This window comes from Siphonobacter sp. BAB-5405 (genome assembly GCF_002872335.1).
Classification (GTDB): domain Bacteria; phylum Bacteroidota; class Bacteroidia; order Cytophagales; family Spirosomataceae; genus Siphonobacter.
Genome location: NZ_NJAG01000006.1, coordinates 164,688 through 189,036, shown reverse-complemented (window position 1 = coordinate 189,036; position 24,349 = coordinate 164,688). Strand labels below are relative to the sequence as shown.

The following is a 24,349-nucleotide window of genomic DNA, read 5'->3' as shown; positions in this document are numbered from 1 at the left end:
TTTGCGACCCGAAAGATCAACGCACTTCGCGTCACCGACGTTAAACCATTCCACCCCGATCATTCCATGACGGTTTAAATCGGGGTGAGCGAGTCAAATATTACTTTATAAACCGCCAGCTAACCCCGAAGGGGTTCACTTTGATTAGCCCCGTATGCAATACGGGGAATCGTCCCGCCCGGTAGGCACAGCCTACCAACTTTTGCGTCCGTAGCAAATGCTACGGACAACCCGTCCCGCTATCTTTGCCGGTTTTACTCTAGAAAAACTGAAAACTGAAAACTGAAAACTGAAAACTGAAAACTGAAAACTGAAAACTGAAAACTCAAAACTCAAAACTCAAAACTCAAAACTCAAAACTGAAAACGGCTGCGGCCGCCGCTCAAAACTCAAAGCCCTCCCCCAATCATCCCCAGCGTACTTTCCAGCCCCATACCGCGGGAACCTTTGATGAGGAAATGCGTATCCGTCATGGGATGTTCCTCCAGCCAGACGTGTAGGCCGAATTTATCGGGGAAGTAATACGCCCGGGGCAAATATTTCAGGGCGTTCTGCATGAGCGGTCCCGCCAGAAGTACGTAGTCAAAGTGGCATTCGGCAATCAATTTTCCCATCAGCTCGTGCTCGTGGGGCCCTTCTTCGCCCAGTTCGAACATGTCGCCCAGAATGACCAGTTTTTTCTTCGCATCCAGGGCTTCGAAATTTTTCAACGCAGCGGCCATTGAACTTGGGTTGGCGTTGTACGCATCCAGCCAGATGGTATTCGAACCTTTCTGTAAAATCTGGGAGCGGTTATTTTCGGCCACGTAGCCCGCAATGGCCGCGTGCATGTCTGCTTCCGCTACGCCAAAGTATTTCCCCAGCGTTAGAGCAGCCCGCATATTGATGAAGTTGTAGTCCCCCATCAGGTGCGTTTCCACGCGTTGTTCGCCTATTTCATATACTACGTTCGGATTGGTTTCCAGCAACTGAACGTCGTCGCGGTAAGGAATCAGGTTGAACTTCTTTGCTCCCCGTTCTTCCAGCATACTCGCAAGCGTTTCATCCTGAGCATGAAAAAAGATCAGGCCGTTGGTCTGTACCAGAAAATCGTAGAGTTCTCCCTCTCCTTCGCGTACGCCCTGCAAGCCACCGAAACCCTCCAGGTGCGACTTTCCAATATTGGTGATGAGGCCGAGACCGGGTTCGCAGATGTTCACCAATTCTTCAATATCGCCTTTCTGGTTGGCTCCCAGTTCTACGATAAGCACTTCTGTACCCACCGGCATGGAAAGCAGGGTAAGCGGCACGCCGATGTAGTTATTGTAATTACCGGGCGTAGCGAATGTCCGGAATCGTTTCGCCAATACACGGTGGGTCAGCTCTTTAGTTGTCGTCTTGCCGTTTGAACCACCAATGCCGATGACGGGAATGGTCAGCGTACGCCGATGATACAGAGCCAGCCGTTGCAGAGTCTGAAGCGTATTCGGCACGACCAGACAACGTTCATCGGTCGCATATTCGGCATTATCCATCACTACATAGGCGGCTCCGTTGGCCAGGGCCTGGGCGGCAAAGGTATTCGCGTCAAATTTTTCCCCTTTTAACGCGAAAAACATCGCTCCGGGCTCAATTTTGCGGGTATCAATCGAAACACTGCTGCAAGTCAGGTACTTTTGATAAAGGTCTGCAATCATGTATAGATCGTTTAAGGTGTCAGGTTGGGAATTCGTAGCTCTCCCGGCTAAAACTCTCCACCCGAAACGCTAAATGTATTTTCCATTCGTTGTTGAACTGATGTGACAAAGATGCAATGAAAAACCGTTACCTGCTGACGGGCCTGGGGCTGCTCGTTTCATTTCTTTCTTTTGAGGCCCATGCTCAGAAGTTTTCCTTTGAACTGGATACTGCGGTGCAGGTTTCCGTACAGGGTCGAATCCTGCCCAATGCCTGGGCCGGAGGGCTGAATGCTCCGCAGTTTTCCAAGATGCATTTAAATCAGGATCAGGTCGAGGATTTAGTAATTTTTGATCGAACCAGTCGAAAAGTTTCCACCTTTCTGGCCCAGCCCACGGGTAATGGCTCCTACACCTGGCGACACGCTCCCCTTTACGAGGCGTACTTCCCCGAACTAGACAGCTGGATGCTCCTCCGCGATCTCGATGGCGATGGACGCAAGGATTTGTTTGCCCACACACCGTCGGGAATTAAAGTGTATCAGAATCTAGCGGCTCCTTCCGGTTTTCGCTGGCAGTTGCTGTTCGATCCGTTATACACCGAAGGATTTTCGGGTCAGGTAAATATGCAGGTGCCTTCCACGGACGTCCCTGGAATTGATGATGTGGACGGGGACGGCGATCTGGATCTGGTCATCTTTGACATTGCGGGCGACTTTGCGGAATACCACCAGAACATGAGCATGGAACGAACGGGCAAGGCCGGTTTGACTTTCAAGAAAATCGGGTTTTGCTGGGGAAACTTCATCAAGCGACAGTACGGCGATGCCTGCTTCAATATGAATTGCGAAACTGGCGAAGGCGATTGTCCGGCCGTCCAGAACAATCCGGGGGGTCGCCCGCTGCACGCAGGCAACAGCATTTTACTCTGGGATTACAACGGAGATGGCGTAAAAGATTTCTTCTACAGTTACATCGAAGATTCCCACGTAGCGTACATGCCCAATGCCGGTACGCGGGAGAAGGCTCGATTCACGCAGGCTGACTATTTGTTTCCTTCGGTGAAACCGATTGATATGGGCGTATTTCCGGCCACGTTTCTGGAAGACGTCACATTTGATGGGAAACCCGATCTGCTGGCTGCTCCGAATGTCTACTCCAACGATCAGCTCAAGGCCAATGACTTTCGCCGGACCGCCTGGCTTTACGAAAATACGGGTTCGGGACTGATCTTCCGGAAAGAGCATTTTTTACAGGAAGATATGGTGGACCTGGGCGAAAATACGACTACTGCTCTGGCCGACCTGGATGGTGACGGCGACGCCGATTTGCTGGTGGGATACGCCGGGTTTCGCTCCGGACCAACGTACCGGGGTGGCATCGCTCTGTTCCGGAACGTTGGTACCCCTCAACAGGCCAAATTCCAGCTTGAAACGGATGATTACCTGGGGTTGGCCACGCAGCTACAGAACCGCCAGAATCAGTTGGTTACCAATGTCAACGTTTTTTCAGTGACGTCACCGGCGATGGTATACCCGATCTGGGTTTTATGGCTCAGACGCCAGCCGGCTCTATCGTTCGGTACATTCCCAACCGAGGTGGTAAGACCGGAGCTTTTCAGCTCAACCCGGACGAGCTTACGGCCTTACCCCTCCCGAATGACCTTTACGCGGGTTCGGTTCCTCTGTACATTGATGTGAACCGGGACGGACGCATTGACCTGCTGATCGGCACCTACTACGGTGGCATTCAGTATTACCGCAATACGGGTACGTCTACCCAGCCCACGTATCAGCTTGAAACGAAGTCGTACGGTGGCCAGACCGATGATTTTAACAACCGGGGGTTCTCACTAATCGCGGCGGATGTCAACGGCGACGAACGACTGGACCTGCTGACGGCCTATGACAATGGTTCACTGAAAGTTTTCCATGATTTCCTTAATCAAACGACCCTTTCGGCGGATTCCAGTTCGGTAAAATCGCCCGCCAATGCGGTTACAAGCCTTAAAATCGGCAGTGTCCCTTCGCTGGCCGTAGCGGACCTCAATCAGGATGGCTTACCCGACATTGTGGCTGGTACGAATACCGGTGGCCTGCGGTTGCTACTGAATCGTTCGGAGAAGTTGCTGCCTTCGCCCGATACGGGCACGGAGACTGTACGGGTCGGACCCAATCCCACGGATCGTTACGTAACGGTGACTACACCTTCCGAAGCAGAAGTAAACCTGTATAGCCTGCTCGGTCAGTGGCTGGGCAAAGCCCGTTCTAACGGTACCAATCGTTATGAACTTGATTTTAGAGGATTGCCTACTGGCGTGTATCTGGTTCAGATTCAAACGGCGAGTTCCGGAAAAATTACCCGAAAGATCATCCTTCGCTAGTGAATAATTCACTAAAGCCAACTCATCCTCAGAAATAGGCTCTATTTTTACCGCCTGAAACTAACTTTTACATGTTCAACTATATTGTTTGGAACGTAAACCCAGAGATTTTCCACATCGGCTCATTTTCGGTTCGGTGGTATGGATTACTGTTTGCTCTGGGTTTCCTGGTCGGTCAGCGAATTATTCTGCACATTTTTCGGAAAGAAGGTTTACCCGACGACTGGGTTGATACCCTGACCCTGTACATGGTACTGGCTACGGTGGTTGGAGCCCGGGTTGGACATTACGTTTTCTACGAGTATCCCATGTTTTTTGCCAATCCCTGGAAGTGGTTCAAGGAAATGCTGTTGCCACCGTACGCGGGTCTGGCCAGTCACGGAGCCATGGTGGGTATTATCACGGGACTTTACCTATTCGCCCGTTCCAAAAAAATCAATTTCTTCTGGATTTCTGACCGGATTGTCATTACCGTGGCCCTGGCAGGTTGTTTCATTCGTCTGGGCAACCTGATGAATTCGGAAATTGTAGGAAAGGTTACGGATATACCCTGGGCCTTTATCTTCCTAAACAACACCGAATTTTCGCAGGAACCCCGACACCCGGCTCAGTTGTACGAAGCCATTTCCTGCCTGATTCTTTGTGTTGCCTTGTATTCCATCTGGAATCGCTATAAAACCAGTCTTCCGCAGGGTATACTCACGGGACTTTTCATGGTCGTCGTATTCGTGCTGCGTTTCGTGTACGAATTTTACAAAGAGAACCAGGTAACGTTTGAAGACCAGATGACCTACAACCTCGGTCAGATACTCAGTATTCCGGCTGTGTTGTTTGGTTTGCTTGGGATCTGGTGGGCCATTCGTCGTCGCGAAACCCGAATTTTCACCAATGAAGCCTCCGCAGCCCAGGCTCGTCAGGAGTTTTCTAAACCCAAGTAAGAGGGTTTTCTTAACAAGAAGAGCCATCAACCGACGGTTGATGGCTCTTCTTGTTTAAACTGATGGCTACTACTTTACGATCCGCCAGTTGAAAGGATATTGATAATACTCACCGTTGTTTGCTTTGATTGCCGCAATGACTACAAAGACAATGTCCAGCACCGCAAAGACGGGTAAAATGATTAGCCCAACACCGCAGGTAAGTATCCCCAGAATGATACAACCGACAAAGGCGATTGACATGAGAATCTGAAAATTCAGGGCTTCTTTGCCGTGGTAGTCCACGTACGTAGAACGTTCCCGGTAGATTAACCAAACGATTAGAGGCCCAAGAAACGAAAGTCCACCCAGGAAACTAGCCACGATGCTACTCAGGTGAGCCAGCATGGCCCAGGTACGAGCATCGGAATCACTCATGGGTGGTTGCGAAGGAGGCAGGGGTTGATAGTCCATTGTCGTATTTAATAGATAGGATAAAAGTTGAATTACAGGCAATTCTAGGTATTTTCTAAAGAAGCCCCAAATCCTGTACCATCCATACGCGTTGAAGAACGGATGAATGGATTTTAACTTTCATCAATGGTCTGAAAACCGTCTGTATTTATTTTAGTTGTATAAACTGTTTACAAATTTTTAGCCATGAATCAGTATATTCAAGAAGCCGTTAAGCTTTCCTTTCAGGGCCAACGGGCCGGCCTGGGTGGTCCCTTTGGTGCCGTTATTGTAAAAGATGGGGTAATCATTGGACGCGGACACAACCGCGTGACCTCCAGCCATGACCCCACGGCCCACGCCGAGATTGTTGCCATTCGGGAAGCCTGTGCGTATTTGGGCACGCACCAGTTGTCGGGTTGTGAGCTATACACTTCCTGCGAACCGTGCCCCATGTGCCTGGGAGCCATTTTCTGGGCTCGCCCCGATCGCGTGTATTACGCCTGCACGCATGAACAAGCCAGCGATGCTGGTTTTGATGACTCTTTTATTTATGAGCAGGTAGCCCTGCCGCCATCCGAACGTAGTCTACCTATGATTCACCTCCCTACGGAAGGTGCTCAGGAAGCCTTTGATGAATGGAAAATGAACGAAGCGAAAATTCACTATTAGGAGCATCCGAACGTATCGAACTGACTCCCTACGCCGTGGCATGAACATGGAGGATCAGCCAGAAGTACAGTCACAAAAAAGGCCAGAACGCGGGTTCTGGCCTTTTTTTTATAAATAACTATTCTGCCGGGCTACGAGCAGGGCTCCTCTCACCACGGCTTCGTCCTGCAATTGAGCCAGGGCTATTTTGGGTAAGGGAAGAAAGGCTTCCATGACGTACGTAGAAAGCTTTTGGTCGATCACCTGACTTAATTTTTCCGTCAATTCAGGAACACCTCCACTAAGTACAATTAAATCGGGGTGAAACAGGTGCACGACGTGAGACAGAGCAAAGGCCAGTTGGTCCGCCGTTTCATTGAGCATTTGCTCGGCCAGCGAATCGCCGTTTGCCAGGGCCTGAATCAGGTAAGAAACGCCCTGTCCGGCTGCCACCGCCTGAGCCAGCGGACTATCGGGTTGTTTAGCGACTTCTTCTTCGATGCGTTGAATAATGGCTCGTACGGAAGCGACAGATTCCAGCGTAGTACCGGAGCGATCAAGCCGGATCTTACCGATTTCTGATTCACCGGGTCGGGCTCCGTGATAAATCTGTCCTTTCTGAATCAGGCCGCCCCCGATGCCATGCCCAAGTTTCAGATAAAATACGGTAGCGTAGTTTTTACCCGCTCCCTGAATAGCCTCGGCTAAAGCAGCCAGGTTGGCGTCGTTCTCTACCCAGGACGGACAATGCAGGTGATCTTCCAGCCAATCGGATAAATCAAAATTTTTCCAACCTTCAATGCGGTACGACTGGATGGTTTTCCCCTGCCGCCAATCTACCGGCCCCCCAAAACCTACGCACATGGAAGAAAACCGATAACGGGTCTGCAAATCATCAATGACTTCCTCGATCTGGGTTCTCAGATCTTCCGCGGTATTCCCCGGCACTACATCCCGGCGTATGTGTTCAGTAATGGTGTGTGTTTCATCTGCTACGGCTAAATGAATCTTGCCCGAGCCAATTTCAATCCCCAGAAAATACTTCATACGTCGATAATAAATGCTAAGCAGGGCACGAAACCTTGGCGGCCCGTACCCCTTCGATGCGTTCTAATAGGAACGTCTAAATTAAAGTGCTTTTTTTGAAAAGCACCTATTTATCGACTACAACGCATACCGAGCACCTCTTCGTAGTCCTCGTAACCGGGAAAAAATACGTTGTTTAAGCTAATGATCTGGCTCAGGGGAATCTCTACACCCGTGGCCAGTTCCAGGAATTCCCCGGTTTCATTTTTTACAACGTTTTTAAAGGGAGCTCCGGTAGCCTTGTACTCCCGGTATTCGTTGAAATACTCGAGCTTGTTTTTATGACCTACGGCTTTGGTTAACAATTCTACGTAGGCTGGTGCTAAGGTTTGATACGTTTCCATAAGACAATTGGTTTTCAATGAAGTCTGAGCAAAAGACTCTTGTTTCTACCGTGTAAAAAGCTCGACCAGGAGATCGGTGAAGGCTTCCATTCATATAACATTTGCGTTCTTAAAAACATTCAGGTCTGTAGCGATTCCCACCTTACGTCTACGGATACGGCTGAAAATCAAAGGGCAACGAATCGCCTGTTTTTTCGTAAACAAAATAACCGGATACGAGCAGATCAAGCGACGGGAAATACTGCCCATTTGCCTGAATGCGGACCATCTGGCTCAGTAATTCAATGACACTCGTCTGCGGACGCTGCCTCATTCCGGGCAGAATATTCAGATCCATTTCCTTCGTGTACGTTACCTGGATAGCTCCCGGAAAAGTCATGATACTTTGCTCAGGGGTGTGCAATCGTTTTACCAGCACATCCTCGCTTCGCAAAGGCTCGTCCAGCACCTGAAGGCCATTATAGCGAAGCACTTCGCATCGGCTTAGCTTTTTACCCGCCAGGGCCAGAGCGTTCATGGGAGATTGGGCGGGATTCACAATTCGCTGTACGATAAATCCTTCGGAAGCCAGCGTACCGCTATGCAGACTTCGCAAAAAATGCGTGAGTGATCCGTAATAGGCCCGATTGCGGTTTCGTTTCCAGCGGGTCATTGTTTCGGAGCTCGTCGTGGGCAATTCTTCGTACACCGGATAGCCCAGGTATGAAACGTACCCCTGCGTGTGGTGATAGGAGAAACCTTCAAGCTGGTATTTAATGCGGTAACCCAGAGCCTGATTTTCAATAATCAAAGGTTCGCGGGCTCCGGCCGTCAGCCATTGCTTGGTGGAATCTTCGGTAATCCAGAGTACGTCGGAATTCACAATGGTACACTGCCGGGCGTTTTCGGTTGCCCCCAGAAACATACTCACAAAGCGTTCGTATCGTTGTTTCCAGTGCTTATCGCGTTTCGTTTTTACCTTTACCTCAGCCAGTAATTCGGGATTGGCTTTAAGTAGAATCTCCAGCGAAGTCGACCGGTTATCGGTTGGAATCGTTTGCGTCCGGGTTTGGTAGCCCACGTACGAGACGACCAGTTCGAGCGTACCCCCTGGCAGTTGCGTCAGCGTAAATTCGCCCTGCTCATTCGTGGTGGTACCCCGGGTGGTATTGGCCAGAAAAACGTTCGCAAAAGGTAAGGGTTTACGGTCGTCGGCGTTCAGTACGCGACCGCTCAGGGTTTGCTGAGCCCCGGCCGTAAAGGAAAAAGTCAAGAAAAGGATCAACCCAAGCAGCGGTTTCATAGCTGCAAAGTGCGTATTTTTGTCCCATGTACCAAGCTCTGATTCGCCCGTTGCTCTTCTGTTTCGATCCTGAACAGATTCACCACTTTTCGTTTAACTTCCTGAAGTTTAGCTTTAAAATACCGTTTGTTCCTGCATTAAGCCGGAAAATCTTTACGGTAACGGACCCGCGACTGGAACGGGAGGTATTTGGTATCCGCTTCCCCAATCCCGTAGGTCTGGCGGCTGGTTTCGACAAAAATGCCGAATTAGTAGACGAGCTTTCCTGCCTTGGTTTCGGTTTTGTGGAGATCGGTACGGTAACGCCCCGCCCCCAGCCCGGCAACGACCGTCCGCGACTGTTTCGCCTGAAGGCCGATCAGGGCCTGATTAACCGCATGGGTTTCAACAATAAAGGAGCCCGAACTGCCGCCGAAAAACTCCGCCGACGCAAAAGTCGCGTACTTATTGGTGGAAACATTGGTAAGAATAAGGTGACGCCCAACGAAAAAGCCGTAGACGATTACCTGACCTGCTTCCATGAACTGAACGATACGGTTGATTACTTTGTCGTGAACGTGAGTTCGCCCAATACGCCGAACCTTCGGGCTTTGCAGGAGAAGGAACCGCTGACCGAGCTGTTACTGACGCTGCAAGCCGAAAACCTGAAACAGAGTCGGCCCAAGCCCATTTTGCTCAAGATCGCTCCGGATTTGACGAATAGTCAGCTCGACGACATCATCGACATTGTACAAACCAGCCGGATTGCAGGGGTCATCGCGACGAACACCACCATTTCCCGCGAGAATTTGCAAACGCCGCCTCAAACGATCGAAGCCATTGGAGCGGGTGGACTTTCGGGCAAACCCGTACGGGAGCGTTCGACAGAAGTGATTCGCTATCTGCATCAGCAGTCGAAAGGCAGTTTCCCGATCATCGGCGTAGGTGGAATTCATTCCCCCGAAGATGCTCTGGAGAAGCTACAGGCCGGGGCCAGCCTGATACAAGTGTATACAGGATTCATTTACGAAGGTCCTGCTCAGGCCAAGCGTATTTGCAATTATTTGCTTGACAATCAGTAATAAATAAAATATTATAGAACAGAAGTGGATTTCAACAGTTTACTTTTGTAAATTTTGGAACCTAAACGGACGTACCTTTTCTGGGTATACGCCAATCTGGCTCTGGGCTTGCATTCTGATTTATTGTTTCGTGATACATGGCAAAAAAGGTAGATTCTTCTAAACAACCTCTCCGCAAACCCGCCAGTAAGCCTTCAAAAAGCCTTCGGGCAACGATTGCCGGCCCGAGTACGCGGCTGGTCATCGGAGGACTCACGGTGTTACTGGCGGTGCTGCTCTTTCTGGCTTTCTTTTCTTACCTGATTTCGGGCGAAGCCGATCAAAGTGTAGTGGGAGCTGCGTTTAAAACACCCCTGAAAGATTCGGGTCAGAAAGTACAAAACTGGCTGGGACTAACGGGAGCTATCGTGGGTCACTTTTTTGTATTCCAGTGGTTTGGCCTTGCTTCCTTTCTCATTATTCCCGTGCTATTGGTAGCGGGAATCAAGCTTACGTTTTCCCGCGAGATTTTTCCGCTCAAACGGCTTACCTATCAGGCCATTTTTTACATGATCTGGGTAAGTGCCGTATTGGGTTTTGTCGTACTATGGTCCGATTCACAGAGTAATCTCAGTACACTTTCGGGCGGTATTGGACTCTTAATCAATCAGTTACTGTACAATTTGATCGGATGGGGTTCTATCGCAGTAATTGCGGCGGCCTTGTTTGTGTTCGTCATTTACTTTTACCGGGTTGATTCCCTGGAGCACGTTGCCGAAAAAGTAGAAGGCATGAAAGTACCCCGCCCGACGGTGAGCAATCCATTCAAGAACTTATTCAAGGAAATAGAAGAGCTGGATGAGGACGAAGAAGAGGAAAAACCCGTCGAGAAACCGGCTCCGGTGAAAGAAGAGCCCAAACCGATACTTCGGAAACCCATTCCGGTGATTACCGAACCCGATGAGCCGGAGGAAGAAGCGGATGAAGAAGAGCAGGAATATCTGCAATTACAGAAAGTAAACCGACTCGCCGAAGACGCTCGCCGCGTACTCGAAACGCCAATTCCACTGCCCGTAGAGGCCATTCCCGTGGAAGAACCGGTCCTGGAGGAAGTCGTAGCGTATACACCTCCCGCCCCCGTGGCCAAAGTGAGCCGGGAAGTACCGAAAGAGAAAACCTCGGAACCTGACTTTATCATTGAGACGGCTCCGGCTGAAGAGATTTTGCCTCCGAAAAAAATAGAAAAATTAGATACGCAACCCAACGAAAACCTAATTAAAGAGCTGGGTCTGTACGATCCTACGCTCGATCTGGCCCGGTACCAGTACCCCAGCGTTGAGTTGTTGCGGGAGTATACGACCGATAAAGCTCAGGTTTCGGAAGAAGAATTAAAAACGAAGAAGGATACCATTTTACGTACCCTCAGCGATTACGGCATCAGCATTGCCAGCATCAAGGCTACGCCGGGGCCAACCGTAACGCTGTACGAAATTGTTCCTTCGGCGGGGGTCAAGATTTCCCGGATTAAATCGCTGGAAGATGACATTGCCCTCTCACTGGCAGCTTTGGGCATTCGGATTATTGCTCCCATGCCGGGGAAAGGAACCATCGGGATTGAAGTACCGAATAAAAACCGCGAAATGGTGAGTATTCGGGCGGTGGTAGCCAGCGAGAAATTCCAGAAATCCACGGCTGAACTCCCGGTTGTACTAGGCAAGACCATCTCCAACGAAATCTTCGTTACGGACCTAGCCAAAATGCCTCACCTGCTCATTGCCGGGGCCACGGGTCAGGGTAAGTCGGTGGGGATGAACGTGATTCTGGCTTCGCTGCTGTACAAAAAACACCCGGCCCAGCTCAAGTTCGTACTGGTCGATCCCAAGAAAGTGGAGTTGAGTCTGTTCAGTAAGATTGAGCGGCACTTCCTGGCGAAACTCCCCGGTACTGAAGACGCTATTATTACCGATACCAAGAAGGTAATTTACACGCTCAATTCGTTGTGCGTGGAGATGGATTCGCGGTATGAACTGCTGAAAAACGCCGGTTGCCGCAACCTGAAGGAATACAATCAGAAGTTCATCGAACGTCGCCTAAATCCGGAGAAAGGTCACCGCTTCCTGCCGTATATCGTGCTGGTCATTGATGAGTTGGCCGATTTGATGATGACGGCTGGTAAAGAAGTAGAAACGCCCATTGCCCGTCTGGCTCAGTTGGCCCGGGCCATTGGTATTCACCTGATTGTGGCGACGCAACGGCCTTCCGTGGATATTATTACGGGTAAAATCAAAGCCAACTTCCCGGCTCGTTTATCGTTCAAAGTAACCCAGAAAGTCGATTCCCGTACCATTCTGGATACGAACGGAGCCGATCAGCTGGTGGGTCAGGGCGACATGCTTTTCCTGCAGGGTTCAGACATGACGCGTTTGCAGTGTGCCTTCGTCGATACGCCGGAAGTGGATGCCGTCTGCGACTTCATTGGCGAACAACAGGGCTATTCTGATGCTTATCTGTTGCCCGAATTCGAAGGTGATGAAGCCGGTAACGACGAAAAAGACGTGGATCTGGCCCAGCTTGATCCGATGTTTAAAGACGCCGCTCGCCTGATCGTCATTCATCAGCAGGGCTCTACTTCGCTGATTCAACGAAAAATGAAACTGGGATACAACAGGGCCGGTCGGATCATGGACCAGCTTGAAGCCACCGGTGTAGTAGGTCCGTTTGAAGGGTCCAAAGCCCGGGAGGTACTCATTCAGAGTGAAGAACGCCTGGACGAACTCTTCAAGGAACTGCGGTTGTGAGATACCCTCGAATCGTTTTGAAAGCGTGGCTGGTAGAAATACCGGTCACGCTTTTTTGAGAACATTTTCCTTCGCTAAGCTACTACCCGGGCCACCCCTTCTCTTTGGCTTCTGCATCTAACTTTCGAATACTTTTTCGCAGGAAGAGGATCAGTAAGTACAGCACGTACAGACCTATTCCGGCCAAACAGACATTAAATAGTAACACAAGCCAGGTAATCATACCGAATGAAGAATGGAATACACTCATGAGGTGTCTGTTGAAAAATTGAAGTTCGAATGAAACTAATTATAAATCAGGAAAACACAAGCGACATTTCTTCAAACTAGAACATGTCTCGCTGGTTCACAATTTTTAACAGGGACTGCCCCCCTTCTCCGGCAGGGTTCTTTTATCTTTGAAGAAGTCTATGAACGCATCAAGCCATGAAAATTCTTAAAACCGTACTTATACACGCATTTCTTTTCAGTACTTTCTTTACCCAGGCTCAGGACCCCAAAGCGGCCACCATTCTTGATGGCGTAAGCAAAAAATACAAAGCTTTGAATTCGTTTAATGTAGGCTTTACGTACGGAGCAGCGGGCGAATCGCACAAAGGCGATCTGACGACCAAGGGCGGCAAATACTATTTAAAACTGGCCGGGCAGGAAGTATACAACGATGGAAAAACCGTGGCGACTTACGTGAAAGAAGCCAACGAGGTCAATTTATCCACGAATGATCCGGCCAGCAACGAATTTAGCCCGGCTACTATTTACAACATTTATAAGAACGGTTATCAGTATAAGCTGGTCGAAGAACGGAAAGACGGAAACGCTGTCATTGACCTGACGCCTACCAATAAATCAGCTCACATAGCGAAAGTACGGATGACCGTTCATAAAAACGACTCGTCCATCAAAGGCTGGCAGCTGACCGATAAATCGGGTAAAGTCCAAACCTTTAAGATTACAAAGTTCACGCCCAATGTCGCCGTGAACGATCAGACGTTTAGCTTCAACAAGAGTAAGTACCCGGGCGTAGAAGTGATTGACTTACGCGATTAATGCTTCCCGTCTATTGCAAAACATCGGCTGACCCTGCGGTTAGCCGATGTTTTTTTTAGGATCAGTCTGATTGAATGATTAAAACAAGTCCAGGAAGCCGAATTCCCGAGGCTATTACTACGAATCCGTGGGGGTTTGTTAGGTGCTTGTCAAATCCAGTTTAACTTCTTCGAGGGGTTCCAGAGCTTGCCTGCTGGCCGAAGTAGTAGGAATGATAGACTATTTCTGGTTCAAAGAGTACGTCATCATTTTCAGGGTGAGCGGCCCCTCTTCCGCCACTGGTATGGAATGATGGATCAGGCCTCTATTTCTGAAACAACCTTATCTTTAGTATCGACGGAAATCCCTCAGTTAAACTCAATCTAATCTTTACTGGCTTCTGTTTTCTTTCAAATCCAGGAATTGGTCACTGGTTTATGCCATTTTTATTGAGTTTTTGTTAAAATACCTGATTGTGCCCCTGTGAGAAAAGGCGGCTGAAGGCGTAATTTGCCCCTGCTAAGCAATCCGCCGTCTTCACCCTTACCGCTTGGCTCCTAGTATGCTTAAACTAACCGCCCGAAGCCGCGTCAACCTTATGTTTGTCGTAGGCCTCGCCCTTTTGATTACTGCCGGTTTTGTCACGTACAGCACCTTCCTCAAGCAGGCCAACGATTCAGATTGGGTAAGTCATACCTATCGAAATCTGAATCAACTGGAGAAAAGCCGCGACCTCATTCAAAAAATGCAGGTAGCCCAGCGGGATCACCGACTCAATAAAGAAAATACGCACGCCCTTTCGGATTTTAGTGCAGCCCGAACCGAGATCGAGTCGAATCTGAAGACGCTTAATCAGCTCATGGCCGATAATCCGGCCCAGGTGATGCGATTGGCGACTGTAGAAGATCAGCTTAAACAATTGTATACATTCTGGACTTTGCCGGAAAATGCCATTCACAGCATTCAGACCGTCAACAGAGAGAGTAACCAGATCAATGCCGTCCGTACCAATCTTGATCATCTCGTTACTGTAGAGCAGAATCTGCTTACAAACCGCGAAAATCAGCGGGAGTCTGCATTCCGCACCGCCGGTACTACCATTCTGGTAGCCATGACGCTGGCTATTCTCATCGCCACTTTACTGATTCTTGTGGTCTTTCGGGAACTGAAACAACGCGAGCAGGCTCAGCTTGAACTCAACTCCCGCCTGAACGATCTTTCGCAGCTTAACGAAGAAACGGCTCAGAAAAACTGGCTCCTCACGGGTGTTTCCAAAATCAACGATAGCTTACAGGCCACCCACGATCTGGATTCGCTGGCTCAGTGCATCGTGAAGGAAGTAGTAGCGTATCTGGAAATTCCAGCCGGGGCCCTATACGTACTCAACGAACAAAGTCTGATTCAAAAAGCGGCGGTAGGTCTGCCGCTCCACACTCCCACCGAATGGCCGCTGGGTTCGGGGCTATTGGGAAAAGCGGCGGCTTCAAAACACCTCCAGCGTATACAGAATGTTCCACCGCAATTCTGGCAACTCCAGTCCAGTACGGGAGCTTCGCTACCCGGTGAAGTGCTTTTTCTGCCCCTCTGGAATGGTTCCAACCTCAAAGGTATACTTGAACTGGCTAGCTTCGGTACGTTCAGTGCGTCCAGCCTGTTGCTACTGGAAACGGCGGGCGATAACATTGCCGTCGCCCTGGATGCCAGTATGACCCAGGCATTTAATGGCAAGCTGCTAAGTCAGGTCCAGTTGCAGGCGGATACGTTGCTGGAGCAACAGGAAACGCTGAAACAGGCCAACGAGGAGCTAACCCGACAGGCAGAAGTACTACAGGCTTCAGAGGAAGAACTGAAAGTACAGGAAGAAGAACTTCGGCAGATCAATGTTGAACTGGAGGAACGAAACGAAGCCATCGAATCAACCCGCCAGGCTCTGACTATCAAGGCCCGCGAACTGGAGCAATCCAGTCAATACAAATCCGAGTTTCTGGCTAATATGTCGCACGAGCTGCGTACGCCCCTCAATAGCGTATTGATTCTGGCTCGCCTGCTGGCCGACAATAAATCCGGAAATCTTACCGAAAAACAGATCGAACACGCTCAGGTCATCTTCCGGTCCGGAACGGATTTACTTAATCTCATCAATGATATTCTGGATCTGTCGAAAATTGAAGCCGGTAAAATCGATATCCTGGTCGAAGAAGTGAAGACCGCCCGTATTCTGCGGAATATGCAGGATTTGTTTTCCGTACTGGCCGACGACAAGGGCATCAACTTCCGAATTACGACGGGTGATCTGGCTCCCGACTCCTTTTTCAGCGATTACCAGCGAATCGAACAGATTCTTAAAAATTTACTGTCTAACGCCTTCAAGTTCACGCCCGGGCGGTTCCATACAGCTTGACGTTCAACTGATTCAGCCACAACCAGACTTTTTCAGTCAAAAATTAAGTGAGGCTCGTGAAGTGCTGGCCTTCAGCGTAGAAGACTCGGGCATTGGTATTCCGCTCGAAAAACAGCAACTTATTTTTGAGGCCTTCCAACAGGCGGATGGCTCGACCAATCGAAAGTTTGGGGGTACAGGGCTGGGCTTGTCTATTTGCCGGGAGCTCTCCCGGCTGCTGGGCGGCGAAATCCGCGTAAATAGTGAAACGGGTCGGGGGAGTACCTTCACGCTGTATCTCCCTGCTCAGGGCATGATCATGCCCAAAGACCGCACCCGTACGGTCGTAGCCGAGACCAAACCTGCGTTGTTTAGTCTTGAAAAACCGCAGGAACAAACGCAGGTTACCGATGATCGGCAGGATTTGGTTCAGGGTGATCATCCCTTGCTCATCATCGAAGACGATGCCGTGTATGCCGAACGTTTACGCGACTTATCGCAGGCCCGGGGCTATAAAACTGTAGTGGCTTTAACGGGTGCGGAAGGTCTCTATTACGCTCAGACATACCGCCCTACCGCTATTCTACTTGATATATTCCTGCCGGATACCGACGGGTGGAGTTTACTCAAAAGCCTGAAAAATGATCCGGTCCTTCAATCGATTCCGGTGCATATCATTTCGGCTGGCGATGAACCCCGTCATAACCTGCAGGGAGCGGTGTCTTTCCTCAATAAAGCGGCTTCACGGGAGGACTTTGAAGCCATCTTCGCCCGAATTGCTGAACATTTACCCAGCAGTGAAAAAAAAATCCTGGTACTGACGGGCACCCAGCTTCGCAGCCAATCGCTAACGGGCTGGTTAGCCGAACGGAATTTCCAGATCAATACCCAGTTCGTTACGAGTCTTCCGGAGGCTCTGTTACGCTTGCAGCACCAGGAATTCCACTGCCTCCTCATGGACGCCGGCGAAGCTTCCGAGGCCGTACTCGCTACCCTCGACCAGTTGCATGGGGCCTTGGGTACGCATCAGATCCCTTTCATTCTCTTTTTGGATCAGGACTTGTCACCCACGGATGAATCGCGGTTCAAAAAAGTTTCCGATGTCATTATCCGGAATTCGCCGCTGGCCAAGGATCGATTGCTGGACGAACTGGAACTGTTTTTGTTTAAAGTAGAAAGCCAGCCCGTAGTACCTAAAGCGAACGTTGTAATGGCGGAAAAGGCTCTAAAGGGCAAGAAGATCCTTTTGGTAGACGATGATATGCGAAATGTTTTTTCCCTGAGTACACTTCTGGAAGAATATGAGATGGATACTATTACTGCCGGAGACGGCCGTGAATCCCTGGAAGTACTCCAGAACAACCCGGATACGGACCTGATTCTGATGGATGTGATGATGCCCGAAATGGATGGTTATGAAGCCATCCAACATATTCGGGCCAACCCCCAGTTTCAGGAATTGCCTATCATTGCCCTAACGGCCAAAGCCATGCAGGGGGACCGGGAGAAAAGCATACAGGCCGGAGCTTCGGATTACATTAGCAAGCCTGTAGACACTAAACAACTGCTATCGCTGTTACGGGTCTGGCTGTCGCGGGGTTAGGCTTGGCGACGATTTTTTATACTACAACAGATCTGTTTTTTGTCCCGTAGATGCGAAAATAGTCCTGTGGTACGCTATCAACTACTAACCAATACCTATCTACAATAGCCACTACTCGGTGACCCGGAGCAGGCTCTCGTTAATCGTGGTGAGGTTCCGCTGGGCTACCTGCCAGCCGTACTTACGGGAACAAACTAAACCTATTTAGGGCAACGACATCAGTAAAGATTCGTTTTACGTTAGCAATCGATGATTAGGTATGAGTGACGGGATTGACATTTTACCCCACGAAATTGACGAGATCATCCAGGTGATTCGGGAACAATATGGCTACGACTTTATGGATTATTCCCGGGCATCCTTTACCCGGCGAGTCAAACACTGCATGCAGCGAGCGGGCCTCAAAACCATGTACGAATTACGTTATCACCTCATCAACGAACCCTCTTTTTTCGTTTGGTTCCTGCAAACCCTGACGGTCAACGTCACTGAAATGTTTCGCGACCCGGCTTTTTACCGGCAACTTCGCGACACCGTGATTCCCCGGCTGGCCTCCTACCCGATCATCAAAATCTGGCACGCGGGTTGTGCGACGGGCGAAGAAGTCTATTCGATGGCCATTATTTTAAAAGAAGCTGGCCTGCTCGACCGCACGCGTATTTATGCGACGGACATTAACCCGGCGAATCTGGAAAAAGCCCGCAAAGGCATCGTTCCGCTTAGTGCGATGAAAGAGTATACGGCCAACTACATTCGTTCGGGTGGCACCGAGGATTTTTCGTCGTATTACGAAGCTCATCCTGATCACGTGGTTATTCGGCCTGATTTGTTACAGAAGGTACTTTTTTCCCAGCATAATCTGGTAACCGATCAGGTATTCAATGAATTTCAGCTGATCTGCTGTCGAAATGTGCTCATTTACTTTAACAAAAACCTGCAAAACCGAGTCCTGCATCTGCTCTACGACAGTCTGGTTCCACTAGGATATTTGGCCCTGGGCATGAAAGAATCATTACTGTTCATGGAAATACGACCTGAATTTGAGGGCGTTAGCGAAGCCAGTAAAATTTTTCGCCGAAAACATTAATTGATTCGCTCACGACCAAACATGAATTCCCTTGCTCCCGAAATTGTTGTCGTTGGCGGCTCAGCCGGTAGCGTGTCGATCATCATTCAACTGCTTGAGCAGCTTCCTGAGACTTTTCCCTTTGCGTTGGTGCTGGTCATTCATCGGCAGAAATCCGTACCCAGCGAAATGGATAAAGTTTTCGGGTTTTCCAGCAAGATGCGAGTCATCGAACCTAACGATAAAGATTTTGTAGTACCCAATCGGGTTTATCTGGCTCCGCAGAATTATCATTTGCTGCTTGAACAGGATCGTACCTTCAGCCTTGATTATTCGGAAGCCATTCATTACAGTCGCCCCGCCCTCGATCCGGCCTTTGAAAGTGCCGCCGATGTATACGGGCCACGAGCCGTAGGCATTTTACTGAGCGGAGCCAATCAGGATGGATCTCAGGGACTCGCCTATCTGGTTCAACGGGGTGGCCGGGCTCTAATCCAGGATCCGCAAAGCTGCGAGTTTCCTGCCATGCCCCTGGCCGCTCTGCAAGTTGTCTCCCAGGCTGAAGTCGTAAAGCCTGCTGACCTTAATAACCGTCTTTTTTCTCTATAAATTTATTCTATGACCGACGTTCAAACTGACTTCACCATCCTTTTAGTCGATGATCGGGAAGAAAACCTGATTTCGCTGGAAGAAATGCTGGCCCAGGAAAATCGGGTATTCTTACGGGCACTTTCGGGTAATGAAGCCCTTAAGCTGATCCTGCGAAATCCGCAGATCGGACTGATTTTACTGGATGTACAAATGCCGGAAATGGATGGCTTTGAAGTAGCCCGTATTTTAAAATCGAATCCCAAAACCCGCGATGTATCCATCATTTTCGTGACGGCTCTTAATAAGGAGCAACAGTACGTCTTGAAAGGATACGATGAAGGAGCGGTAGACTATCTGCAAAAACCCCTCGACATTCAGGTAACGCAGGCCAAAGTCAGCGTTTTTGAAAAGCTGTACCGGTATCAGACGCAGCTTAAGCAAACCGCTGATGCTCTCCGAAAAACCAATAAGCAGCTCGAAAACTTCGTCTACATCGTTGCTCACGACTTAAAATCGCCCCTTAACGGAGTCATCGGAATGCTTTCGCTGATGGAAATGCAAAACGAGGAGGAAGGTTTAACACAGGAAGAACTTCGCGAATATCTCGGACTCTCTCAGAAAGCTTCGTATCACCTGTCAGGCATGATTTCTGAGATTTTGGATTATTCCCGGAAGAGTCTTTCCGAACAAACCATCGAGGAGGTAAATGTACAGGAAATGGTAATGCAGATTTTCCAATTACTCTTTCCTCCGAAAACGATTCGTACGGTCATTGCCGGTACTATGCCGCGTTTCCAGACCCGGAAACTGAAACTTCAGCAGGTGTTTCAGAATCTGATCAGTAATGCGATTAAGTACAATGATAAACCTCAGGGACTGGTTGAAGTGGGCTATACGGAAAAATCGGACTTCTATGAATTTTACGTTCGTGACAACGGTCCAGGAATCAGTTTGAAAGATCAGTCCAATTTGTTTGAACTCTTTGGAGTCAGTCAGGCCCCCACGCAAACCCGCGATGACAAAACGGGTGTTGGGCTAAATATTCTGAAAGTGCTCGTGGAGGAACAGGGTGGTAAATTCCGCATCGACTCTACCGTGGGTGAGGGCAGTACTTTCTTTTTTGACTGGTATAAATCCTAAACTAAGTACCGTGCAGAAACACGGTTTATTGCGTTTCTACACGGTACCTGTTTAGTTTTTCTATAATCTACTACTACTCGTTTATAGAAATAAAAAGCTTTGTGCTTTACAAAGTTACCTTACCGTGTGATCCGTCGTTATAAGGTGTTCCGGTAATGGCGGCTTTCAGCATTTTGAAGCCATTGACCAGTTTATTCGAGGAACTATCCCAGAATTCAGCTTCATCAATACTAATTTTCAGCAAGGACAGTTCTGGATCGTCGATCCCATCCGGAAACCAGGCTTTCAGAACGGGCGTATAAAGCTCCTCCATCTTGGCCTTGTCGGTTACCAGTTTGGCCCGACCCTGTACGCTTACGTACGTATTTTCTTCCGGATTGGCGTAGGCTACGCAGACGCGATGCTCCTGTTCAACTTCATCGGTTTTACGGGAATGCTCCCGGGTGAAAAACCACAGCGTACCGTCGTCTTCCAATGCAGTCGTAGCCATCGGACGACTTCGTAGGCCGTCATTTTCGGTGTAGGTAGTCAACATCGCTACCCGTACGTCTTTGATTTTATCTTTGAGCAGCTTGATTTGCTCTTCGTGCGTGAGTTCTTTTACATCAGACATGGCTAAAATCTCTATTAGTACATGGAAATTAAGCAGAAAATCCCGTACCAAGACCCTGCATTATTCCAATGGTAAATGACTGCCGAAGATGTAAAAACGATCCGTATCCAGCCGGAACTGCTGACCATCTTCCTTTTTCAGATACACCGTTTGCCACTCGTTCGTGGGGTGTAGCGTTTCGTAGCGGTCCCCAAAGGTTACCCGAACGGGCATTGTAAAACCGGGTACTTTCGTACGCCAGCGGTAGGTCAGTTTAAAGCGTTTGGGATTATCAACCGACGTAAATTCAAAAACGGGTGGATCAGCATGAAACAGGTACTGATTGAAAAAAGCGGTACAGTCAATCGCCAGCTCCTGATTGAAAAAACGCACCAATTCCTCAGTTGTAATAGCCTGATAAGCAAAACGTTCGGGGATTTTCCGCAGGGTACGGTACCACAGGGAATCGTTATTAACCACCTTTCGTAGCGTATGTAAAACCCAGGCCCCCTTATACGCTTGATCCTGGGTTCCGGGTAACCATTCTACACCTGAAGGCCCAATCAAGGGTTCGGTATTCTTGATCAGTTTTCGATACTCTTTGAGCCGTTCGAGTGCCGTTCGATAATCTTTCGTTCGTTCCAGATAGAGAATTTCCGCGTACGTAGCGAAAGCTTCCGAAATCCAGGCGTCGGCCTGATCCCGGTAGGAAACGCTGTTTCCGAAATAATGATGGGCACTTTCGTGGACAATCGTATAATCGAAATCATACGTTGGTACATTCCGGTAAAAGTTCGCGTAGGGAATTACTCCCTGCGGAGCCATTCCCTGAAAAGGCGTTTCCACCAGTCGGTATCCATCCCGCCAGAACGGGTACTTCCCGAAAATCTTTTCGTAGGTACTCAGCATGGTTTTTACCTGCTGAAAATGCGTACGGGCCTTTTCTACGCGGTCCGGCATAACGTAGTACTCCAGTGAAAGTCGAGATCCATCCAAAGCTTCGTATTCATCCTGAATGCGTTGAAAATTACTAACGTGCAACGTGACGCCAGCCGGCTGAATGGGATAGCTCACTCGCCAGTTGTACGACCAGTACCCATCCGGTCGATTTTTGTACACGCTCTCCAGGCGTCCGTTCGATACACCAGTCAACTCTTTGGGTACCACCACGTGAATTCGCATGGAATCTGCTTTATCCGAAAAGTCATCCTTGCAGGGCCACCACAGCCGTCCGCCCGTCTGTTGGGTCGAAGCGGTGATCCAGCTTTTACCGGACAAGTTTTCCCGCCAGTCAAAACCGCCCACCTGACCGGCACCGGCAATAGCCTGAGGCTTGCCCCGGTACGTTACCTGAATGGTGGTGATTTTTCCTTTTCGCAGCGGCTCGGGAAAATCCACCCAGACCACCGATTCATTCCGCAGGAATTTCAGCGTTTGAGCATCCTGCGTTACCTCTACTATTTCCAGATTCGGTACCAGATCCAACTGAATCCGAAACAGATTCTCCAGAGCTTTGAACCGAATGGTTACAGTTCCCTGAATGGATTCCGTCACTGGATTCACTTTCACATTCAGGTCATAAAAGCCCACGTCGTAATTCGTTCGAAACCGATTCAGCCCATTGCTGACTTGCGGCGTTGGTTGACCAGACGCCAGACCATATCCGAAAAGCAAGAGTCCGAAGAATACCTTTTTCATAATGTCGGTAGAAGGGTTCCGCTGACTGCAAATAAAAAACAAAAGCCGGGCGTTTGTGCAAACGCCCGGCTTTTCCGTGTACTGAACGGCTAATTAGTAGCGATACAGATCCGATTTGAACGGACCTTCTACCGTTACACCAATGTAATCAGCCTGCTCCACGTCGAGTTTTTCGAGTTGAGCTCCAATGTGATCCAGGTGCAGAGCCGCCACTTTCTCATCGAGGTGCTTCGGCAGTACGTATACTTTTTTCTCGTATTTGTCCGTATTGGTCCAGAGTTCAAGCTGAGCCAGCGTTTGGTTCGAGAACGAGTTCGACATTACGAAGGAAGGGTGACCCATCGCTACGCCCAGGTTTACCAGACGTCCTTCGGCGAGTACGATCACTTCTTTGCCATCGATCGTATACAGATCGACCTGAGGCTTGATTTGTGATTTCGTTGAGCCGTAGTTCGCGTTCAGCCAGGCCATATCGATTTCGTTGTCGAAGTGACCGATGTTACAAACAACCGCCTTATCTTTCATCGCCTTGAAGTGACGATCTTTGATAATATTGATGTTACCCGTAGCCGTTACGAAGATGTTCGCCCGTGGGGCGGCGTTATCCATCGTTACTACTTCGTAACCGTCCATAGCAGCCTGAAGGGCACAGATCGGGTCGATTTCCGTCACCAGTACGCGGCAACCCGCTCCCCGGAGTGATTCCGCAGAACCTTTCCCTACATCACCATATCCAGCTACTACGGCCACTTTACCGGCCAGCATCAGGTCCGTACCGCGACGAATCGCGTCTACGAGTGATTCCTTACAGCCGTATTTGTTATCGAATTTCGATTTCGTAACCGAGTCGTTTACGTTGATTGCGGGGAGGTACAACGTTCCTTTGCGGAAACGTTCGTACAGACGATGTACACCCGTCGTGGTTTCTTCCGACAGACCTTTGATACCGTCGATCAGCTCGGGATAGTTGTCGAAAACCATGTTGGTTAAATCGCCACCATCGTCAAGAATCATGTTCAGGGGCGTACGCTCGGCTCCAAAGAACAACGTTTGCTCGATGCACCAGTTGAATTCTTCTTCGTTCAGGCCTTTCCAGGCGTATACCGATACACCTGCGGCAGCGATGGCCGCAGCGGCGTGATCCTGCGTAGAGAAGATGTTGCAGGAAGACCAGGTTACTTCAGCACCCAGTTCAACCAGCGTTTCAATCAAAACGGCCGTTTGGATAGTCATGTGCAGACAACCCGCGATGCGAGCACCTGCCAGGGGTTTCTGCGGGCCGTATTCTTTCCGGATGGCCATCAGACCGGGCATTTCGGCCTCAGCCAGGCGAATTTCTTTGCGACCCCATTCGGCCAGGGAAATGTCTTTTACTTTGTAAGGGATGTACGTTTGCGTAGCTTCCATATGTTAGATCAACGATCTGGGATAGGTAATGTAAAGTTGGATTAAAACCGCGAAAATCCGTACGAACGAAGCATCAATCACTATTTAACTTTCTGACGATCAGCTCCGTGTTCCGTTCTCTTCGCAGTGGGCTGCTTACATTACGGTCATTATCTGAGTAAGAACTCAATTTCGTACAAAATTAGTCCCTATTGATCGGCTTTCCAAAGTAGTTTCCTAATATTGACCCTCATTCCC

20 protein-coding genes are annotated in these 24,349 nt (G+C 49.3%); 12 read left to right on the top strand and 8 right to left on the bottom strand.

Annotated features, from left to right (window positions below; translation table 11 throughout):
- Nucleotides 1-389: 389 nt before the first annotated feature.
- Nucleotides 390-1,676: a UDP-N-acetylmuramoyl-tripeptide--D-alanyl-D-alanine ligase gene (gene murF / locus BWI97_RS06020; RefSeq protein WP_102200362.1), complete on the bottom strand. Its 1,287-nt coding sequence runs from the start codon at nt 1,674-1,676 to the stop codon at nt 390-392.
- 116 nt (nt 1,677-1,792) lie between these two features.
- Between murF and BWI97_RS27375 the strand changes: the two genes are divergently transcribed.
- The 3 genes from BWI97_RS27375 to lgt all read left to right on the top strand — a co-directional run bounded on the left by BWI97_RS27375 (nt 1,793) and on the right by lgt (nt 4,976).
- Nucleotides 1,793-3,355 carry a VCBS repeat-containing protein gene (locus BWI97_RS27375; protein ID WP_146010883.1) on the top strand — a complete coding sequence of 521 codons (1,563 nt, stop codon included), beginning with the start codon at nt 1,793-1,795 and terminating at the stop codon, nt 3,353-3,355.
- Nucleotides 3,352-4,038, top strand: a complete 687-nt coding sequence (locus tag BWI97_RS28260) for an FG-GAP-like repeat-containing protein (RefSeq protein WP_233207765.1) — start codon at nt 3,352-3,354, stop codon at nt 4,036-4,038. Before BWI97_RS27375 ends, BWI97_RS28260 begins: the two co-directional genes overlap by 4 nt.
- 71 nt (nt 4,039-4,109) lie before the next feature.
- Nucleotides 4,110-4,976, top strand: coding sequence for a prolipoprotein diacylglyceryl transferase (lgt, locus tag BWI97_RS06010; RefSeq protein ID WP_102200360.1), 867 nt, complete (start codon nt 4,110-4,112; stop codon nt 4,974-4,976).
- A gap of 69 nt (nt 4,977-5,045) precedes the next feature.
- Here lgt and BWI97_RS06005 read toward each other — a convergent pair whose 3' ends face one another.
- The gene (locus BWI97_RS06005; protein WP_102200359.1) at nt 5,046-5,429 is read right to left on the bottom strand and encodes a DUF4870 domain-containing protein; all 384 of its coding nucleotides are present in this window, start codon (nt 5,427-5,429) and stop codon (nt 5,046-5,048) included.
- 186 nt (nt 5,430-5,615) lie between these two features.
- On the opposite strand from BWI97_RS06005, the gene BWI97_RS06000 reads away from it, so the two are divergent.
- A complete protein-coding gene (locus tag BWI97_RS06000; RefSeq protein ID WP_102200358.1) occupies nt 5,616-6,080 on the top strand; it encodes a nucleoside deaminase in 465 nt (154 codons plus the stop codon).
- Between the two features lie 108 nt (nt 6,081-6,188).
- Here the strand turns inward: BWI97_RS06000 and BWI97_RS05995 are convergent, their stop codons facing one another.
- The 3 genes from BWI97_RS05995 to BWI97_RS05985 all read right to left on the bottom strand — a co-directional run bounded on the left by BWI97_RS05995 (nt 6,189) and on the right by BWI97_RS05985 (nt 8,771).
- A complete protein-coding gene (locus BWI97_RS05995) occupies nt 6,189-7,106 on the bottom strand; it encodes an ROK family protein (protein WP_102200357.1) in 918 nt (305 codons plus the stop codon).
- A 110-nt stretch (nt 7,107-7,216) separates the two neighbouring features.
- Complete coding sequence (locus BWI97_RS05990) at nt 7,217-7,489, bottom strand: hypothetical protein (RefSeq protein ID WP_102200356.1); 273 nt, start codon at nt 7,487-7,489, stop codon at nt 7,217-7,219.
- A 148-nt stretch (nt 7,490-7,637) separates the two neighbouring features.
- On the bottom strand, nt 7,638-8,771 hold the full coding sequence (locus BWI97_RS05985; protein WP_102200355.1) for a carboxypeptidase-like regulatory domain-containing protein: 1,134 nt from the start codon (nt 8,769-8,771) through the stop codon (nt 7,638-7,640).
- 26 nt (nt 8,772-8,797) lie between these two features.
- Here BWI97_RS05985 and BWI97_RS05980 point away from each other — a divergent pair, with 26 nt between their 5' ends.
- From BWI97_RS05980 to BWI97_RS05945, 8 genes are all read left to right on the top strand, one after another.
- Nucleotides 8,798-9,832, top strand: a complete 1,035-nt coding sequence (locus BWI97_RS05980; RefSeq protein WP_102200354.1) for a quinone-dependent dihydroorotate dehydrogenase — start codon at nt 8,798-8,800, stop codon at nt 9,830-9,832.
- Between the two features lie 137 nt (nt 9,833-9,969).
- Nucleotides 9,970-12,609 carry a DNA translocase FtsK gene (locus BWI97_RS05975; protein WP_102200353.1) on the top strand — a complete coding sequence of 880 codons (2,640 nt, stop codon included), beginning with the start codon at nt 9,970-9,972 and terminating at the stop codon, nt 12,607-12,609.
- Nucleotides 12,610-13,035: 426 nt separating this feature from the next.
- Entirely contained in the window at nt 13,036-13,656 is a 621-nt protein-coding gene (locus BWI97_RS05970) for an outer membrane lipoprotein carrier protein LolA (protein ID WP_102200352.1), read from the top strand.
- Between the two features lie 541 nt (nt 13,657-14,197).
- Complete coding sequence (locus BWI97_RS05965) at nt 14,198-16,036, top strand: histidine kinase dimerization/phospho-acceptor domain-containing protein (protein WP_102200351.1); 1,839 nt, start codon at nt 14,198-14,200, stop codon at nt 16,034-16,036.
- Nucleotides 16,037-16,097: 61 nt separating this feature from the next.
- On the top strand, nt 16,098-17,618 hold the full coding sequence (locus tag BWI97_RS05960; RefSeq protein ID WP_146010882.1) for a response regulator: 1,521 nt from the start codon (nt 16,098-16,100) through the stop codon (nt 17,616-17,618).
- A gap of 259 nt (nt 17,619-17,877) precedes the next feature.
- Nucleotides 17,878-18,705 (top strand): protein-glutamate O-methyltransferase CheR, encoded by an 828-nt coding sequence (locus BWI97_RS05955; RefSeq protein ID WP_102200349.1) that lies wholly within the window; start codon nt 17,878-17,880, stop codon nt 18,703-18,705.
- A 21-nt stretch (nt 18,706-18,726) separates the two neighbouring features.
- Complete coding sequence (locus tag BWI97_RS05950) at nt 18,727-19,293, top strand: chemotaxis protein CheB (RefSeq protein WP_102200348.1); 567 nt, start codon at nt 18,727-18,729, stop codon at nt 19,291-19,293.
- Between the two features lie 9 nt (nt 19,294-19,302).
- A complete protein-coding gene (locus BWI97_RS05945; RefSeq protein WP_102200347.1) occupies nt 19,303-20,415 on the top strand; it encodes a response regulator in 1,113 nt (370 codons plus the stop codon).
- A 106-nt stretch (nt 20,416-20,521) separates the two neighbouring features.
- Here the strand turns inward: BWI97_RS05945 and BWI97_RS05940 are convergent, their stop codons facing one another.
- From BWI97_RS05940 to ahcY, 3 genes are all read right to left on the bottom strand, one after another.
- A complete protein-coding gene (locus BWI97_RS05940; protein ID WP_094814624.1) occupies nt 20,522-21,028 on the bottom strand; it encodes a pyridoxamine 5'-phosphate oxidase family protein in 507 nt (168 codons plus the stop codon).
- 60 nt (nt 21,029-21,088) lie between these two features.
- On the bottom strand, nt 21,089-22,705 hold the full coding sequence (locus BWI97_RS05935; RefSeq protein ID WP_102200346.1) for a M1 family metallopeptidase: 1,617 nt from the start codon (nt 22,703-22,705) through the stop codon (nt 21,089-21,091).
- A gap of 93 nt (nt 22,706-22,798) precedes the next feature.
- A complete protein-coding gene (gene ahcY, locus BWI97_RS05930; protein WP_102200345.1) occupies nt 22,799-24,112 on the bottom strand; it encodes an adenosylhomocysteinase in 1,314 nt (437 codons plus the stop codon).
- Nucleotides 24,113-24,349 lie beyond the last annotated feature (237 nt).

What these genes read in the sequence shown, in the direction of transcription:
- BWI97_RS05990 (WP_102200356.1), bottom strand. Translation starts at nt 7,489, where the DNA reads ATGGAAACGTATCAAACCTTAGCACCAGCCTACGTAGAATTGTTAACC.
- BWI97_RS05965 (WP_102200351.1), top strand. Translation starts at nt 14,198, where the DNA reads ATGCTTAAACTAACCGCCCGAAGCCGCGTCAACCTTATGTTTGTCGTA.
- BWI97_RS05935 (WP_102200346.1), bottom strand. Translation starts at nt 22,705, where the DNA reads ATGAAAAAGGTATTCTTCGGACTCTTGCTTTTCGGATATGGTCTGGCG.
- BWI97_RS05945 (WP_102200347.1), top strand. Translation starts at nt 19,303, where the DNA reads ATGACCGACGTTCAAACTGACTTCACCATCCTTTTAGTCGATGATCGG.
- BWI97_RS05955 (WP_102200349.1), top strand. Translation starts at nt 17,878, where the DNA reads ATGAGTGACGGGATTGACATTTTACCCCACGAAATTGACGAGATCATC.
- murF (WP_102200362.1), bottom strand. Translation starts at nt 1,676, where the DNA reads ATGATTGCAGACCTTTATCAAAAGTACCTGACTTGCAGCAGTGTTTCG.
- BWI97_RS05950 (WP_102200348.1), top strand. Translation starts at nt 18,727, where the DNA reads ATGAATTCCCTTGCTCCCGAAATTGTTGTCGTTGGCGGCTCAGCCGGT.
- BWI97_RS05980 (WP_102200354.1), top strand. Translation starts at nt 8,798, where the DNA reads ATGTACCAAGCTCTGATTCGCCCGTTGCTCTTCTGTTTCGATCCTGAA.
- BWI97_RS05970 (WP_102200352.1), top strand. Translation starts at nt 13,036, where the DNA reads ATGAAAATTCTTAAAACCGTACTTATACACGCATTTCTTTTCAGTACT.
- BWI97_RS05995 (WP_102200357.1), bottom strand. Translation starts at nt 7,106, where the DNA reads ATGAAGTATTTTCTGGGGATTGAAATTGGCTCGGGCAAGATTCATTTA.
- BWI97_RS27375 (WP_146010883.1), top strand. Translation starts at nt 1,793, where the DNA reads ATGAAAAACCGTTACCTGCTGACGGGCCTGGGGCTGCTCGTTTCATTT.
- BWI97_RS05975 (WP_102200353.1), top strand. Translation starts at nt 9,970, where the DNA reads ATGGCAAAAAAGGTAGATTCTTCTAAACAACCTCTCCGCAAACCCGCC.
- BWI97_RS06000 (WP_102200358.1), top strand. Translation starts at nt 5,616, where the DNA reads ATGAATCAGTATATTCAAGAAGCCGTTAAGCTTTCCTTTCAGGGCCAA.
- BWI97_RS05985 (WP_102200355.1), bottom strand. Translation starts at nt 8,771, where the DNA reads ATGAAACCGCTGCTTGGGTTGATCCTTTTCTTGACTTTTTCCTTTACG.
- ahcY (WP_102200345.1), bottom strand. Translation starts at nt 24,112, where the DNA reads ATGGAAGCTACGCAAACGTACATCCCTTACAAAGTAAAAGACATTTCC.
- lgt (WP_102200360.1), top strand. Translation starts at nt 4,110, where the DNA reads ATGTTCAACTATATTGTTTGGAACGTAAACCCAGAGATTTTCCACATC.
- BWI97_RS06005 (WP_102200359.1), bottom strand. Translation starts at nt 5,429, where the DNA reads ATGGACTATCAACCCCTGCCTCCTTCGCAACCACCCATGAGTGATTCC.
- BWI97_RS05940 (WP_094814624.1), bottom strand. Translation starts at nt 21,028, where the DNA reads ATGTCTGATGTAAAAGAACTCACGCACGAAGAGCAAATCAAGCTGCTC.